Origin of the sequence: Xylanibacter brevis P6B11, assembly GCF_000621825.1 — a bacterium.
Lineage (GTDB): Bacteria > Bacteroidota > Bacteroidia > Bacteroidales > Bacteroidaceae > Prevotella > Prevotella brevis.
In genome coordinates, this window is record NZ_KK211352.1 from 460,766 (window position 1) to 476,375 (window position 15,610).

Genomic DNA, 15,610 nt, shown 5'->3' on the forward strand with positions numbered 1-15,610 from the left:
ATGGCAAAAGTATTAGATTCAAAGATTCCTGCAGGTCCAGTGCCTGAGAAATGGAAAGAATATAAAGCTCATCAGCGCCTGGTTAACCCCAAGAACAAGCTGAAGCTCGACGTGATCGTTGTAGGTACCGGTCTGGCTGGTGCTTCTGCAGCTGCTTCACTCGGTGAGATGGGCTTCAACGTCATCAACCTGTGTATTCAGGACTCTCCCCGTCGTGCTCACTCTATCGCAGCACAGGGTGGTATCAATGCCGCTAAGTGCTATCAGAACGATGGTGACTCTGTTTACCGTCTGTTCTACGACACCGTAAAGGGTGGTGACTATCGTGCTCGTGAGGCTAACGTTTATCGTCTGGCTGAGGTGTCAAACAACATCATCGACCAGTGCGTGGCTCAGGGTGTTCCCTTCGCTCGTGAGTATGGTGGCATGCTGGCCAACCGTTCGTTCGGTGGTGCTCAGGTAAGCCGTACTTTCTATGCTAAGGGTCAGACCGGTCAGCAGCTGCTGCTGGGTGCCTACTCTTCACTGAGCTGCCAGGTAAACGCTGGTAAGGTGAAGCTCTACACCCGTTATGAGATGGAGGATGTGGTTATCGTTGATGGCCGCGCCCGTGGTATCATCGCCAAGAACCTCGTAACTGGTAAGCTGGAGCGCTTCTCTGCCAATGCCGTTGTTATCGCTACTGGTGGTTACGGCAACACTTACTTCCTCTCTACCAATGCTATGGGTTGTAACTGTACCGCTGCCGTTCAGTGCTATCGTAAGGGCGCTATGTTTGCCAACCCTTCATACGTTCAGATTCACCCCACCTGTATCCCCGTTCACGGCGACAAGCAGTCTAAGCTGACGCTGATGTCTGAGTCGCTGCGTAACGACGGTCGTATCTGGGTTCCAAAGAAGATCGAGGATGCTAAGAAACTGCAGAAGGGCGAGATCAATCCTTGGGATATTGCCGAGGAGGATCGCGACTACTATCTGGAGCGCCGCTATCCCGCCTTCGGTAACCTCGTTCCTCGCGACGTGGCTTCACGTGCCGCTAAGGAGCGTTGCGACAAGGGCTTCGGTGTTAACAACACAGGTTTGGCTGTTTACCTCGACTTCTCTGAGTCTATCAACCGTCTGGGTCTCGACGTCATCATGCAGCGCTATGGTAACCTGTTCGAGATGTACGAGGAGATCACCGACGTATTCCCTGGCGACCTGGCCAACGAGATCAATGGCGTGAAGTACTACAAGCCTATGATGATCTATCCCGCTATCCACTACACCATGGGTGGTATCTGGGTTGACTACGAGCTGCAGACCACTATCCCTGGCCTGTTCGCTATCGGTGAGTGTAACTTCTCTGACCACGGTGCTAACCGTCTGGGTGCTTCTGCACTGATGCAGGGTCTGGCCGATGGTTACTTCGTACTGCCTTACACCATCCAGAACTACCTGGCCGACCAGTCTATCTGGGGCAAGATCTCTACCGATCGTCCTGAGTTCGACGAGGCCGAGAAGGCTGTTGACGCTGAGCTGACTCGTCTGCTCAACATCAAGGGTAAGCGTTCTGTTGACTCTCTGCACAAGGAGCTGGGTCACATCATGTGGGAGTATGTAGGTATGGGTCGCACCGCCGAGGGCCTGAAGGAAGGTCTGAAGAAGATGCACGAGCTCGAGAAGGAGTTCGACACCAACCTCTTCGTGCCTGGCACCAAGGAAGGTCTCAACGTAGAGCTCGACAAGGCTATCCACCTGCGTGACTTCTTCACCATGGGTCAGCTCGTAGCTTTCGACGCCCTCTCTCGTAACGAGTCTTGCGGTGGTCACTTCCGCGAGGAGTATCAGACCGAGGAAGGTGAGGCTAAGCGTGATGACGAGAACTACTTCTACGTAGGCTGCTGGGAGTACAAAGGCAAGGGCGTAGAGCCCGAGCTCTCTAAGGAGCCACTGGAGTATGAGGCAATTAAAGTACAAACCCGTAATTATAAGAATTAAAGACTATGGCTAAGAATATAAGTTTCACCATTAAATTTTGGCGTCAGAATGGTCCCAAAGATGCGGGTCACTTCGATACTCACGAGATGCACGACATTCCCGATGACACCTCGTTCCTGGAGATGCTCGACATTCTGAACGAAGAACTCATCAACGAAGGCAAGGAGCCATTCGTGTTCGATCACGACTGCCGCGAGGGTATCTGCGGTATGTGTTCACTCTACATCAACGGTACACCTCACGGTCTGACCGAGCGTGGCGCTACCACCTGTCAGCTCTACATGCGTCGCTTCAACGATGGCGACGTAATCACTGTTGAGCCTTGGCGTTCAGCTGCCTTCCCCGTGATCAAAGACTGTATGGTTGACCGCAACGCCTTCGATAAGATCATCCAGGCTGGTGGCTACACCACCATCCGCACCGGTCAGGCTCAGGATGCCAACGCTATCCTGATTCCTAAGGAGGATGCCGACGAGGCTATGGACTGCGCATCTTGCATCGGCTGTGGCGCTTGCGTAGCAGCTTGTAAGAACGGTTCTGCCATGCTGTTCGTTTCATCTAAGGTTAGCCAGCTGGCTCTGCTTCCCCAGGGTCGCGTAGAGGCTGCTCGTCGTGTGAAGAACATGATTGCCAAGATGGACGAGCTGGGCTTCGGTAACTGCACCAACACCCGTGCTTGTGAGGCTGTATGTCCTAAGAACGAAACCATCGCTAACATCGCTCGCCTGAACCGCGAGATGATCAAGGCAAAGATGGCTGACTAAAGTTGGTGACTTTAGTCAAGGCTTTTTAAGCTGACTAAGTCAATAGACATTATTTATATTATATAAAAGCGCCGCGGAATTTTCTGCGGTGCTTTTGTATACTACAAATGATATTTGTATTCATGAAAAAGATATTTTTGTATTTATCCTTAATAATCATTGTCCTGACGGGCTGCAATAGTGATGATACAACAGCTCGGCCCGACGTGCCTGGAAAGGTAGCGATGCGTATTGATAGCATCCCCGATATTCCAGACGGTGAAAGCCTTTTCCATTTTGACTATGATGCCCAACACCGGGTGAAAGAGTACAGAAAAACATGGGGAGAAACAGTCTCTGGAAAATCCGATACTATTTCGTTTCATTATGTTCGAGGAAGAATCGTCCTCCACATGATTCTTTACCGACGACTCATGAGAATGGGGCCAGTGGCCAGATTTACGCCCTATTGTATTTTCTATACCAAAGACGGTAAGATAGTCTCTGGCAGCATGCCTCTCGATATCCGTAACGACAGGCTAAGGGACAGTATTGCATACTCTTATACTGACAACAAATTGACTGGCTATGAGGTCTATGGTACATTAGACGGCAACGTGATGAGAACGAAGTACGTACAGCGACTGAACTGGCAGGGTGACGACCTGAAAGACATGATTGCCACGCAGGATGGTGAGAAATACTTCGAGACCGTTTTTCATTATAATGACCATTTGCTGACAGCCTTGTTGCCTTTCATGTCGTTTGACTATCTGATGGATCATGATAGAACCTACATCTCTGTTTTGGCGAATATGGGTTACTTTGGCACTTTGCCCAAACACGAGATGACGGGACTTACCATGGCTAGTAATAACGAAAAGTACGAACTGCAGATTGATTATCATTATGGGGCAAGCTCATTGCCGGAAGGTTTCGAATACGAATATAAGTACAGCGCAGCAAACGTCCCCGGTTTTCAGTCAGACTGGCTGGTCGTTGAAAGCGAAAAAGTGTTAAACATACCGCTGGTATGGGTGATTAATCAATAGGGCGCTTACCTGCCCTTGATCTCTTTTGCGGCTTTCTTCTGCTTGTCGCTGTGGCACAGCGACAGACTCTACTTAGGGGGCAGGCTCTATGCTTTATTGGCCCGCGCAGATGGCGCGGGCCATTTCGTTGAGCTGCAGGCATTGGGAGCGCTTGATAGTGAGCTTTTCGTTGTGGTGCTCCCAAGGGGCGAGGATGAGTAGCTGACCGCCGGCGCACGCCTCCATGCGCTTGCCGCCCGGCTTTGCCAGGTCTGTGAAGCCGTTCTCTTGCAGATAGATGAGGGGCAAGCCTTCATCGAAGGCTGCTCGCATGATGGCTTTCTCGCCCTTGGAAATGGCAGGCGATACAAGCACGGCTCCTTGACGGGCTGCTTGCAGATAGGCGGCTGTTTTGGCCAGCAGGTCGCCGTCTGTGATGCTTCTGGAGCATTGTACCTGCAGTTTCAGAGGGCGCTCCAGAAGAAAGCGGTTGCCAATGGCTGAAAACTGAAGACCGGCAAAGGCAAGTCCTCGCTGTACGCGGAACAGATCGGGGTGCTCGCGCTTCATCAGCAGGCGGCGAGGGTTGTCCTTTAGGTAGTGAAGCCAGCGCTCCAGCTGGCCCTCGCGCAGCAGTATCTGGTCGTTGAAGCCCTTTGCAAAGAGTAGACCATTGTCTCTGCTCTGTTCTGCGTGTCGCTGTGCCACAGCGACAAATTCCTCCGGCATCATCTCGCGGAACGCGCGGTTGCTGGCCTGCTTCACGCCCAGTAGCACCTTGCCTAAAGGCTTCTCCATTTTTTCTTTCACAAAGAGCACGGCATGCAGATGGTCGGGCATCATCTGTAGGGCAATCACACTTACCTCGGGATGAAAGTGGCCGATGGTGAGCCATATCTTCTCTATCTCAGCACCAAGTGCCGACAGTTCGATGTGTGGAGCCTCTGGCGCGGGCGCTGCGGCCTCGCTTTGCCCCACCACTTTGCCAAACAGCGGCTTGCGTTCTTCCGTCACCATCGTAATCATATACATGCGCCGTTCGGTGTAGTCGTTGTCCACACAGCGGCGTTGCATCGAGGCTTTCTTCTCTCCCGCGAAAGGTTTCCGGCTTTCAAATGTCTTCCTATCCATAATTTTAGGTACAAAAGTACTTTTTTTTCTTTTACGATTGCTCTCTTTTTATTGAAAAATAAAATGGGTATCACGTAGTTTTTGTAACTTTGCTGCGTCTAAAGAGTAAAGCAATACAGAAAAAACAAAGAAATGAATGATCTAGAAAAACAGTTTGCGCAAACCGTAAAAAAGCATCGCAGCACGATATATACCGTGTGCTACATGTTCTCGCAGGATGCCGACGAGGTGGAAGACCTCTTTCAAGAGGTGCTGGTAAACCTGTGGAAGGGTTTCAAAGGGTTCGAGCAGCGATCCGACATCAAAACGTGGATCTATCGCGTCGCCCTGAATACCTGTATCTCGCAAAACAGGAAGAAGAAACGCAGGCAGATGGAGGTACACATTACGATGGACATCAACCTGTTCAAGAACAGCGACGAGGATACCCGCCAGGTAGATATGCTCCACAAGCGCATCTCGCGCCTGCAGCCCTTCGATCGCGCCATCGTACTGCTGTGGCTCGAGAATCTGCCTTACGAAGAGATAGGTCAGATAGTAGGTATCACGGCCAAGAATGTCAGTGTGCGCCTGCATCGCATTCGCGAACAACTGAAGCAAATGTCTAACGATTAAAAACGCTAACCCACTATGAATGATAATTTCGAACTTGAGAATATGCGACAGCAGATGGATCTGCTGAAGCAGAAACTGGCCCAGCAGGAGATTGTGAACGACGCTTTGATTCGTCAGTCGGTGAAGAAGAATACCTCTTACGTCAACAGAAACTATCGTTTACTCTTCATTCTGGACATCATCTTTATCCCTTTGTTCTATCTTATATTCTGTAATTATATGCACCAGCCAGTGTGGTTGTGGATCTACATCGCCGTCGGCCTGCTTTACGATGCCTGGCACCGCTGCCGGATATTCCGACTGATAGGCGATAGCCATCTGTTCGAGCAGTCGTTGCTGGAGGTACGCAAGAAGGTGCTGAAGGTGAAGAAGTACGAGCGCATCTTTAACATCATCTCCTATCCCCTTCTGTTCCTATGGTTTGTCCTGTTTTTCTACAACGCTTATCTCATAGCCCATTACCCCTCGGTGTTTCATACGGTAATCTGCTTTATTTTCGCCGTTGTCTTAGGTTTTGGTTTAGGCTATTCTTTTGACCGAAAAGTGACAAAGCACTATCAGGAGATTCTCCAGCAGATAGAGGACGTCACGCAGAGCGAGGAGTAAACATCGCGTGCTTCCATATAGGCCGAATGGGCCACTCATAGTCTCCCTTTTGGAGGCCGTGAGTGGCCCTTCTGCTTTTATAGCGGGAAAGGGGCACTATCCGATCGCGGGGACGCCCCCGAGATCTGTTTTAAAAATGAATAAAAATGGTATCTTTTTTCCTTTTTCTCGGTAAATCATCGTACCTTTGCAGCCAAATAGTGACAAAGACTATCAAAGACTACCATTATCACAATCAAACATGAAGAAGAAACTGATGACCTTCGGTATTTCGGCAGCTATGCTGTCAAGTGCGATGGTGCAGCTAAGCAGCTGTACTAACGCCAAACACGAGAACCCGCTGTTGCAGGAAAGCACCCTTCCCTATGGTGCACCTGACTTCAGCAAGATTGAACCCTCCGACTATCTGCCCGCTTTCGAGACCGCTATTGCTCAGAAGCGCGAGGAGATCAAGCAGATTATCGACAACCAGGACTCTGCCACCTTCGAAAACACCATCCTCGCTCTTGAGGAAAGCGGACGCACGCTCGACCGCGTGAGTCGTGTGTTCTTCGCCCTGACAGAGGCCGACAAGACCCCAGAGATCAGCGAGACCGAGAAGAAAGTGCAGCCCATGCTGACCGACCTTGACAACGAGATCACCTTCAACAAGGCACTTTTCGAGCGCATCAAGACTGTCTATGACCGCGAGCACGACAGTCTGCAGGGCGAAGACCAGAAGCTGTTGGAAGAGATCTACAAAGGTTTTGTGCTCAGCGGCGCCCTGTTGTCTGACGACAAGATGGCCCGTATGAAGGAGATCAACCTGCGCATCTCTGAGTTGCAGCAGCAGTGGGGCGACCTCTTGCAGGAAGCCACCAACAATGCAGTGGTGTGGGTCGATAAGAAAGAAGACCTGGCCGGTCTCTGCGAAGCCGACATCGCCCAGTGTGCCAAGGATGCAGAGAGCCGTGGCGGCAAGGCCCCCTATGCCATTGTCATTGTCAACACCACCCAGCAGGCTCCTCTGGCCAGCCTCGACAACCGCGAGCTGCGCAAGAAAGTCTTCGAGGCATCTGTCAATCGCAGCAACGGCACGGGCCAGTACAACACCTTCCCCATTGCCGTAGAGATTGCCAAGCTGCGTGCCGAGCAGGCCGAGATTATGGGCTATCCTAACTATGCCTCTTACTCTCTGGAGCGCACCATGGCTAAGACGCCCGACAATGTCTATGCCTTCCTCAAGAACCTCATTGCCCAGTACACGCCTGTAGCCCAGGCCGAGACCAAGGCCATCGAGGACTATGCCCGCAAGACGCAGGGTGCCGACTTCCAGTTGCAGCCCTACGACCGTTTCTACTATTCTGCCAAGATGAAGAAAGAGCTGCTCAACATCTCTGAAGACGAGGTGAAGCCCTATTTCAATGTTGACAGCGTGCTTATCAACGGCGTCTTCTATGCCGCCAATCTGGCTTATGGTCTCACCTTCAAGGAGCGCACCGACATCCCCACCTACCATCCCGACATGCGTGTCTATGAGGTTATCGACAAGGATGGCAATCCTAAGGCCCTCTTCTATTGCGACTATTTCCGTCGTCCCACCAAGCGTGGCGGTGCCTGGATGGATGGTTTCCAGAAGCAGAGTCGCCAGCGCAACCAGCTGCCCATCATCTTCAACGTGTGCAACAGTGCCAAGGCACCAGAGGGCCAGCCCTCGCTGCTGACCTGGGACGAGGTGACCACCATGTTCCACGAGTTCGGTCATGCCCTCCACGGCATGCTCTCCGACTGTCAGTATCACATGCTCAGCGGCACCAGCGTGGCTCGCGACTTTGTCGAGATGCCCTCGCAGTTCAACGAGTCGTTTGCCTCTATTCCCGAGGTCTTCGACCACTATGCCCGTCACTATCAGACCCACGAGGCCATGCCTGCCGAGCTGAAAGAGCGCATGCTGAAGAGCATCAACTTCCAGCCTGCCTACGCACTGGGCGAGAACCTCGCCGCCACCTGTGTTGATCTGGCATGGCATATGCTCGCCTCAAAGGATGTACCCACGGCCGACAAAGCCATGGCCTTCGAGACCGAAGCCCTTCGTCAGGTAGGCTTGCTCGACACACAGATTCCTCCTCGCTATTCTACCAGCTACTTCAACCACGTATGGGGTGGAGGCTATGCTGCAGGCTACTACAGTTATCTGTGGACCGAGGTATTGGCCGTCAACATTGCCGACGTCTTTGCTCAGCGTGGCGCTTTGAAGCGCGAGACCGGTCTGGACTTCTGCGACAAGGTGCTGAGCCGTGGTAACACCGGCGACCTGATGCAGATGTTCTCCGACTTCACCGGCATGCAGCAGCCCGATGCTGCCAGTCTGGTCCGTGCCAGATTGGGTATCTAATCTGTTGGCGAATTATATTCGCAGACAATAAACGAAAGAGCGTAGCACACCGACTGCTGCGCTCTTTTTCTCCCCCCCCATATCTCCTCCCCCTTGGGGAGGTTGGGGGGGGTGTGGTGGAGGTTGTGGTCTATTTACTCCCCTCCCTCCACAGGGAGGGGTAGGGGGTGGGTCTCATCTCCTCCCCCTTGGGGAGGTCGGGAGGGGGTTGTGGTGGAGGTCGGGAGGGGGTCTTCTTTCTGTTAAATTATTCCAAAGAAGATGCTGCCTTTTTGCCCCTTTCGGCTTTTTTGCTTAGTTTTGCAGCAGCCATCAACTGAAAAAATGTAGCGTTTTTACGTCATTGCAATGAAACAGCAGGAAAAGATTACCGAACAACCGTCGCACTTCGACCACCTGGAACAGATGTCCGTGGGCGAACTCCTGGCACATATCAACGAGGAAGACCTGACGGTGGCCGAGGCCGTACGCAAGGCATTGCCACAGGTCGAGGCCCTGGTGGTGGCCATCGAGCAGCGCATGCGCCGCGGTGGCAGACTGTTTTATGTGGGTGCTGGCACCAGCGGTCGTCTTGGCGTGCTCGATGCCAGCGAACTGCCCCCAACGTTTGGTGTGCCCGAAGGCATGGTCGTCGGTCTCATTGCCGGTGGCGACCATGCCCTGCGCCATGCCGTAGAGGGTGCCGAGGATGTGGCCGAACAAGGGTGGAACGACCTCTTGCCCTATCAGCCCACGCCCGATGATGCCGTGCTGGGCATCGCCGCCTCGGGCACTACGCCCTACGTCATCGGTGCCGTCACCGCCGCTCGCGCTCATGGCCTGCTCACAGGTTGCCTCACCAGCAATCCCGACAGTCCGCTGGCTGCCGTCTCCGACCATCCCGTCGAGACCATCGTAGGTCCCGAGTTCGTCACCGGCTCCAGTCGTATGAAGAGCGGCACCGCCCAGAAGATGGTGCTCAACATGATCTCCACCTCGCTCATGGTGCGCTTAGGGCGTGTCGAGGGCAACCGCATGGTGAAGATGCAGCTCACCAACGAAAAGCTCATTGACCGCGGCACCCGCATGATTCAAGACTCCCTGCACCTGTCCTACGATGAGGCCCGCCGCCGTCTGCTGGCTGCCGGCAGTGTCGATAGGGTGCTCAATCCTTAGCCATCACATTCATATCATAAAACTACAATGAAACTACTTACAAAACTACTATTTACTATGCTTTCTGCCCTTTGTGCACAATCCATCGTGGCACAAACGGCCAATGCCACTGCCGAGAAGGCCATTTACGGCCCGCTCAGCGCCAATACCCATAAGTTCCTGGGCAACATCACCACCAGCGGTCGCGTGAACCCTGACGGCCTTGAATACGCCTCGTTGTGGAATCAGCTCACGGCCGAGAACGAGTCGAAGTGGGGCTCGGTGCAAGGCACATCGCTTGATCAGTTCAACTGGGAAGGCACCGACCGTGCCTATCAGTATTGCCGGGCTCACGACATCCCCTTCAAGTTCCACTGTCTGCTCTGGGGCGCCCAGTATCCCCGTTGGATGGACTCGCTCTCTGTCGAGAGGCAGCGCCAGGCCATCGAGGCATGGATGGACGCCATCCACCAGCGCTACCCCGATCTGCCCATGATCGATGTAGTCAACGAAGCCGTCAAAGGCCATCAGCCCGCTCCTTTCCGCGCTGCCTTGGGTGGCGAGGGCCAGACGGGCTACGACTGGATTATCCGTGCCTTCGAGATGGCTCACGAGCGCTGGCCCAACGCCATCCTGATTTATAATGACTACAACACGTTCCGCTGGCAGAAGGATGAGTTCATCCAGCTGGTGCGCACGCTGCGCGATGCCGGAGCGCCCATCGACGCCTATGGTTGTCAGTCGCACGAGCTCACCGACATGCCCTTCGAGGCGTTTCGTCAGGCCATGACCGACATCCACGATGCTCTGCGCATGCCGATGTACTGCACCGAATACGACATTGCCACCGAGAGCGACTCCCTGCAGTTGGCCCAGTACCAGCAGCAGATTCCCTACATGTGGCAGCAGGACTACTGTGCCGGCATCACCCTCTGGGGCTATATCTACGGCCGCACCTGGACCCACAATGGCAACTCCGGATTGATACGCCAGGGACAGGAGCGTCCTGCCCTGACGTGGCTCCGACAGTACATGCAGACCCCCGAGGCCCGGAAAGCACAAAGCCCCTTCCCCACGATGGAGAAAGAGGCTTCGCTCTACATCAAGCCCTCGGCCCTCAGTCTGTCGGCCGGCGACGTACTGACGGTCACCGTCCGCGCCCGTCTGCGCACCAAGACCATCGACCACGTCGATCTTTATCTTGATGGCATCCAGCTGCCCACCCGTCGCCGTGCCCCCTACATCTATCAGGTAGTCCCCTCAGGCGCCGGCCCTCACGAGCTTCGAGCCGTGCTCACCGCCACCGATGGCACCCGCTATGAGCGCTACTCCTTCATCGAAGTGAAGACAGAATAACGGGGGGAAAGAAATAATAACTTTTTTTACGAACATACTAAAAAGAAAAGGAGTGCATAACGAGATAGGTCGCTATGCACTCCTTTTCTATAACTTCCCCTCCCCCTTGGGGAGGTTGGGAGGGGGTTGTGGTCTATTTACTCCCCTCCCTCCACAGGGAGGGGTAGGGGGTGGGTCTATTTTTTTTTACTTTTTATCTTTTGCCTTCCTTGCAAACTCAAACAGTGCGGTTGGCAGGTGGCAGTAGCCATCGGGGTTCTTGTCCAGGTAGTCCTGGTGATACTCCTCGGCGGTGTAGAAGTTCTTCAAGGGCACCTTTTCCACGGCGATAGGCTGGGAGAGCAGCGCCTGCTGTTCGGCAAATACCTTCTCGATGATGGGCAGCTGGTCCTCCGAGGTGTAGTACACGCCCGTGCGATAGCGGGTGCCCTCGTCGTGTCCCTGTTTGTTGAGGCTTGTGGGGTCAATGGCCTTGAAGAACATGTTCAGCAGGAACTCCAGTCCCACCACCTGCTCGTCGTACACCACATGCACCGTCTCGGCATAGCCCGTCTGGTCGGTGTAAACCTCCTTATAGGTAGGGTTCTCCGTCTGTCCGTTGGCAAAGCCCACCTCCGTGTTCATCACGCCTTCTATCTGTTTGAAGTAATGCTCGGTGCCCCAGAAGCAGCCACCGGCTAAGTAAATCTCTTTCATTTGTTTTTCGTTTCTTGCTGATTAACTTGTAATTTTGGTGCAAAAGTAATAAAAAAGCCTTGCAACGAGAAACAAAACCAACAATTATTTGTATTTTTGTGGCGCGAAATCATCAACTATCATCAGGTGGAAGAAAAAATAAAAATACCCCATCCCCTTGTAGCCATCATTCCGGTGGCTGTTCTCATTGCATTTCTATCGGTAGTCATCACCCTGTTTGGCAGCGACTCGCTCAGCGGTGGCAGTCAGGTGGCCCTTTTGATGGGCATGGCCGTCTGTGTGTGTATCTCTATGGGCGTTTATCGCGTGTCGTGGCATCGTTTCGAGCGGCAGATCAAGCAGACCCTGGGCGAGGTGTCCATCACGCTGCTCATCCTGTTGTGCGTAGGCATGCTGTCGGGGTCGTGGATGATCAGCGGCGTCGTTCCCACGCTCATCTACTATGGCGTGCAGGTCATGTCGCCCCAGTTTTTTCTTGTCTCCACCTGCATCATCTGTGCCTTGGTGTCGCTTCTGTCGGGCAGTTCCTGGACCACCATTGCCACCATCGGCGTGGCGCTGCTTGGCATTGGCCATGCCCTGGGCGTCTCCGAGCCATGGACGGCCGGTGCCATCATCTCTGGCGCCTACTTCGGCGATAAGATGTCGCCCCTTAGCGACACCACCATCCTGGCCTCTTCCAGCACCGGCACCGACCTCTTTACTCATATCCGCTACATGATGCTCACCACTGTGCCCACCTTTCTCATCACCACCGTCATCTTTCTGCTGGCCGGCCTCGGCTATGGTGATGGTGCCCAGTTGGAGGTAGGCGAATATACCGAAGGCCTGGAGCGCACGTTCCACATCTCGCTATGGACGCTGCTGGTGCCCTTGTTCACTGGCGTGCTCATTGCCCGCCGTGTGCCGTCGCTCATCGTGCTCTTCCTCTCGTCGGTCGTGGCCGGCGTGGTGGCACTCCTGTTCCAGCCCCACATCCTCACCGAGATTGGCGGTGGTCTGGTGCGCGGTCTGGCCATCACCTACTATGGCGCCACGGCTGTAGATACAGGCAATGCCTCGCTCAACGAGCTCGTCTCTACCGGAGGCATGGCCGGCATGCTCAACACCATCTGGCTCATCCTCTGTGCCATGTGTTTCGGTGCCTCGATGGTGGCCAGCGGCATGATCGAGAGCCTCACGCGCGTCATTGTGCGCTGGGTGCGCAGCAGGGCCACGCTGGTTGGTTCTACCGTTGGAACCGGCATTTTTCTCAATATCACCACTGGCGATCAGTTCATCTCTATCGTTCTCAATGCCGACATCTTCAAGCAGGCCTACCGCCAACAGGGCTACGAGTCATGCCTGCTGAGTCGCTCTTGCGAAGACTCGGCCACCGTCACCTCCGTTCTGATACCCTGGAACACCTGTGGCATGACGCAGTCCACCGTTCTTGGTGTGCCCACGCTCACCTATCTGCCCTATTGTTTCTTCAATCTGCTGAGTCCGCTGATGAGCATTTTCATCGCCGTCATCGGGTGGAAAATTAGAAAAAAGCAGGTGGTGTAAAATGATGTAATCGATTTTTTGGCGCCAACGCGGGCTTTTACTACTTTTGCAAACGAAAGTCCGGACAACTTATCATCGTTTAACCATTTAAAGAACTTAAGATTATGAAGAAGTTAATGATTGTAGCGCTGATGACCCTGTGTGGCGTCACAACGCTGTTGGCACAGAAAACAGTTGTATCGCAGAAGGCACAACAAGAAGATCCCTTCAACGTGGTAGAGCAGATGCCAGAGTTCCCTGGTGGCATGGAGGGCATGATGACCTTTATGAAAGACAACATGAAGTATCCCGAGGATGCCGAGAAGCAGAAGGTAGAGGGTCGCGTGCTGGTGCAGTTCATCGTCGAGAAAGATGGTAGCCTGAGCAATGTCAAAGTCTTACGCTCAGTGTTCCCTTCGCTCGATGCGGAAGCTGTACGTGTGGTAAAAGCCATGCCTAAGTGGAAGGCTGGTCGCCAGAAGGGAGAGCCCGTGCGCGTCAAGTACACCATACCTATCATGTTTAAGTTGAAATGAGGGTTGTTAGTTTATTCTTTTTTATCATTACAATAGCTGTTGCGGCCTGCTCTCCGGAGCAGAGCCGCAATACGCGGTTGTTGCAGGCCGAGGCCGTCTGCCAGCAGCAGCCCGACTCGGCCATCCTCTTGCTCAACGGGCTCGACATCGACAGCTTCAGCGTGGAGGCCGACAAGGCCCTCTATGCCTTGGTCTTCACCGAGGCCATCCATCGCATCGGACTGACGTTCTCGTCCGATTCGATCATTGCTCTCAGTCAGCACTACTACGAGCAGCAGGGCGACCAGCACCGCTGCGCCCGCGCCAGTCTGCAGCATGCCATTGTGCTCTACGGTCAGCAGCGCTATGGCGAGGCCTTCCGACTGCTGAAGCAGGTCGAGGAGCAGGCTGCCCGTCTGGATGCCCCGTCGCTCTATTATGAGTTGTATGCCGTCTTGGGCGACATCAACGACAATGCCAACAACCACCCCCTGACCATCGACTACTACCACCGTTCGCTGCAGGCTGCCCGACAGCTGGGCAACAAGTCGTGGATGGCCCGACAGCTGAACAACATCGCCACCACCTACGATGTCATGAACCAGACCGACTCGCTGCAGGCCTATATAGAGCGCTGCCAGCCACTGCTCGACAGCGTCGATGGCCCCATCCGTGCCACCATGCTCACCAATATGGGCAGCTACTATCTGCACCAGAACAACCTCGTGCAGGCCAAAGAGTGCCTCTATGCCTCGCAGCAGATTGCCTATCTCGACAAGACCATCAAGCTGCTGGGCGATATTGCCGCGCGTGAGGGCCACTCTGCGCAGGCCAGCGACTACTGGTCGCAGGTGCTCCAGTCGCCCGACTATGCCATCAGCATGGATGCCTATGCCAAACTGATAGACTACTACAACACGCTGGCTGAGCAGGATCCTGCTGCCCACCGCATGGCCTCGCACCTCAGCCAGCGACTGAACCGGCTCTACCGCGACCGCTATGAACACAACGAGGCGGCTGCCATCCTCGACCTGCAGAAGCAATACAACGAGCAGCAGCGCGAGCGCCACCAGTATCGCACCATCATCTGGTTGCTTTCGGCCCTCGTCGTTGTGGTCCTGGCGTTGGCCCTCATGGCGTGGTATTACCTGCTGACGCACCGCGAACTGGTACAGATGCAGCGACAGAAGAAGCGCCAGCAGCGCGACAACTCGCGCCAGTTGAAAGAGGTCACGGCCCGTCTGCATAAGTCAGCCATGCTGGGCCAGGCTGCTGCCGACGAGGATGTCAGCACCCTGCAGCAGGTCTGCTTCTCGCTCAACCCCAACCTGCTCACCCTCCTGAAGCCCCTTGGCGTGCGCGAGCAGACGCTCTGTCTGCTGATATACTATCATTTCCAGCCTTCCGAGATTGCCTGTCTGCTCATGGCGTCGCCACAGTCCATCACCAACATGCGAGTGAAGTTGCTGAAGCGCCTCTTTGGCGAAACCGGCGGTGCCAAGGATTTCGATCAGCACTTGTTGAGCTACTAATAGTGCTGCTTTTGCCATCTAATAGTGCCACTTTTGTCATCTAATAGTGGCACTTTTGCATCCATTCTAGAGTCTAGAAACACCATTTCTAGAGTCTAGAATGGGTTGTTTTAAAGTCTAGAAGTGGCAGTTCTAGAGTCTAGAAATGGCCGTTCTAAACTCTAGAACCAAAACTATAGTTTCTGTTCTAGCCCCTGGAACTGCCACTTCTAGCCCCTGAATCAACCACTTCTAGCCCCTGAATCAACCACATCTAGCCCCTGGAATGGCGCTGGCCAGGGGCTAGATGCGGAGCAAAACTTACCGAATTGCATCACAAAACCTACACTATTGCAATGCAAAACCTACACTATTGCAATGCAAAACCTAC

General features: G+C 53.9%; 13 protein-coding genes. 11 read left to right on the plus strand and 2 right to left on the minus strand.

The features are described 5' to 3' along the window. The 3 genes from T496_RS0111450 (at nt 1) to T496_RS0111460 (ending at nt 3,775) form a co-directional block, all read left to right on the plus strand. On the plus strand, nt 1-1,980 hold the full coding sequence (locus T496_RS0111450) for a fumarate reductase/succinate dehydrogenase flavoprotein subunit (RefSeq protein WP_027450873.1): 1,980 nt from the start codon (nt 1-3) through the stop codon (nt 1,978-1,980). A gap of 5 nt (nt 1,981-1,985) precedes the next feature. After that, the gene (locus T496_RS0111455; protein WP_027450874.1) at nt 1,986-2,744 is read left to right on the plus strand and encodes a succinate dehydrogenase/fumarate reductase iron-sulfur subunit; all 759 of its coding nucleotides are present in this window, start codon (nt 1,986-1,988) and stop codon (nt 2,742-2,744) included. Between the two features lie 392 nt (nt 2,745-3,136). Next, a complete protein-coding gene (locus T496_RS0111460) occupies nt 3,137-3,775 on the plus strand; it encodes a hypothetical protein (protein ID WP_155808883.1) in 639 nt (212 codons plus the stop codon). Nucleotides 3,776-3,868: 93 nt separating this feature from the next. Here the strand turns inward: T496_RS0111460 and T496_RS14120 are convergent, their stop codons facing one another. After that, a complete protein-coding gene (locus T496_RS14120; RefSeq protein WP_044111162.1) occupies nt 3,869-4,885 on the minus strand; it encodes a transposase in 1,017 nt (338 codons plus the stop codon). 132 nt (nt 4,886-5,017) lie between these two features. Between T496_RS14120 and T496_RS0111470 the strand changes: the two genes are divergently transcribed. The 5 genes from T496_RS0111470 (at nt 5,018) to T496_RS14125 (ending at nt 10,970) form a co-directional block, all read left to right on the plus strand. Next, nucleotides 5,018-5,500 carry an RNA polymerase sigma factor gene (locus T496_RS0111470; RefSeq protein ID WP_027450876.1) on the plus strand — a complete coding sequence of 161 codons (483 nt, stop codon included), beginning with the start codon at nt 5,018-5,020 and terminating at the stop codon, nt 5,498-5,500. Between the two features lie 15 nt (nt 5,501-5,515). Beyond that, nucleotides 5,516-6,106 (plus strand): hypothetical protein, encoded by a 591-nt coding sequence (locus T496_RS0111475; protein WP_044111163.1) that lies wholly within the window; start codon nt 5,516-5,518, stop codon nt 6,104-6,106. A 241-nt stretch (nt 6,107-6,347) separates the two neighbouring features. Further along, on the plus strand, nt 6,348-8,480 hold the full coding sequence (locus tag T496_RS0111480) for a M3 family metallopeptidase (protein WP_044111164.1): 2,133 nt from the start codon (nt 6,348-6,350) through the stop codon (nt 8,478-8,480). 348 nt (nt 8,481-8,828) lie between these two features. Then, on the plus strand, nt 8,829-9,635 hold the full coding sequence (murQ, locus tag T496_RS0111485; RefSeq protein WP_027450879.1) for an N-acetylmuramic acid 6-phosphate etherase: 807 nt from the start codon (nt 8,829-8,831) through the stop codon (nt 9,633-9,635). A 27-nt stretch (nt 9,636-9,662) separates the two neighbouring features. Beyond that, nucleotides 9,663-10,970 carry an endo-1,4-beta-xylanase gene (locus tag T496_RS14125; RefSeq protein ID WP_081783642.1) on the plus strand — a complete coding sequence of 436 codons (1,308 nt, stop codon included), beginning with the start codon at nt 9,663-9,665 and terminating at the stop codon, nt 10,968-10,970. Between the two features lie 186 nt (nt 10,971-11,156). On the opposite strand, the gene msrA is transcribed toward T496_RS14125, so the two are convergent. Continuing rightward, on the minus strand, nt 11,157-11,666 hold the full coding sequence (msrA, locus tag T496_RS0111495; protein WP_027450880.1) for a peptide-methionine (S)-S-oxide reductase MsrA: 510 nt from the start codon (nt 11,664-11,666) through the stop codon (nt 11,157-11,159). Nucleotides 11,667-11,792: 126 nt separating this feature from the next. Here msrA and T496_RS0111500 point away from each other — a divergent pair, with 126 nt between their 5' ends. The 3 genes from T496_RS0111500 (at nt 11,793) to T496_RS0111510 (ending at nt 15,240) form a co-directional block, all read left to right on the plus strand. Next, on the plus strand, nt 11,793-13,214 hold the full coding sequence (locus T496_RS0111500) for a Na+/H+ antiporter NhaC family protein (RefSeq protein WP_027450881.1): 1,422 nt from the start codon (nt 11,793-11,795) through the stop codon (nt 13,212-13,214). A gap of 104 nt (nt 13,215-13,318) precedes the next feature. After that, nucleotides 13,319-13,729: an energy transducer TonB gene (locus T496_RS0111505; RefSeq protein ID WP_027450882.1), complete on the plus strand. Its 411-nt coding sequence runs from the start codon at nt 13,319-13,321 to the stop codon at nt 13,727-13,729. Further along, nucleotides 13,726-15,240: a hypothetical protein gene (locus tag T496_RS0111510; RefSeq protein WP_155808884.1), complete on the plus strand. Its 1,515-nt coding sequence runs from the start codon at nt 13,726-13,728 to the stop codon at nt 15,238-15,240. The genes T496_RS0111505 and T496_RS0111510 overlap by 4 nt, the downstream gene beginning before the upstream one ends. Nucleotides 15,241-15,610: the final 370 nt, after the last annotated feature.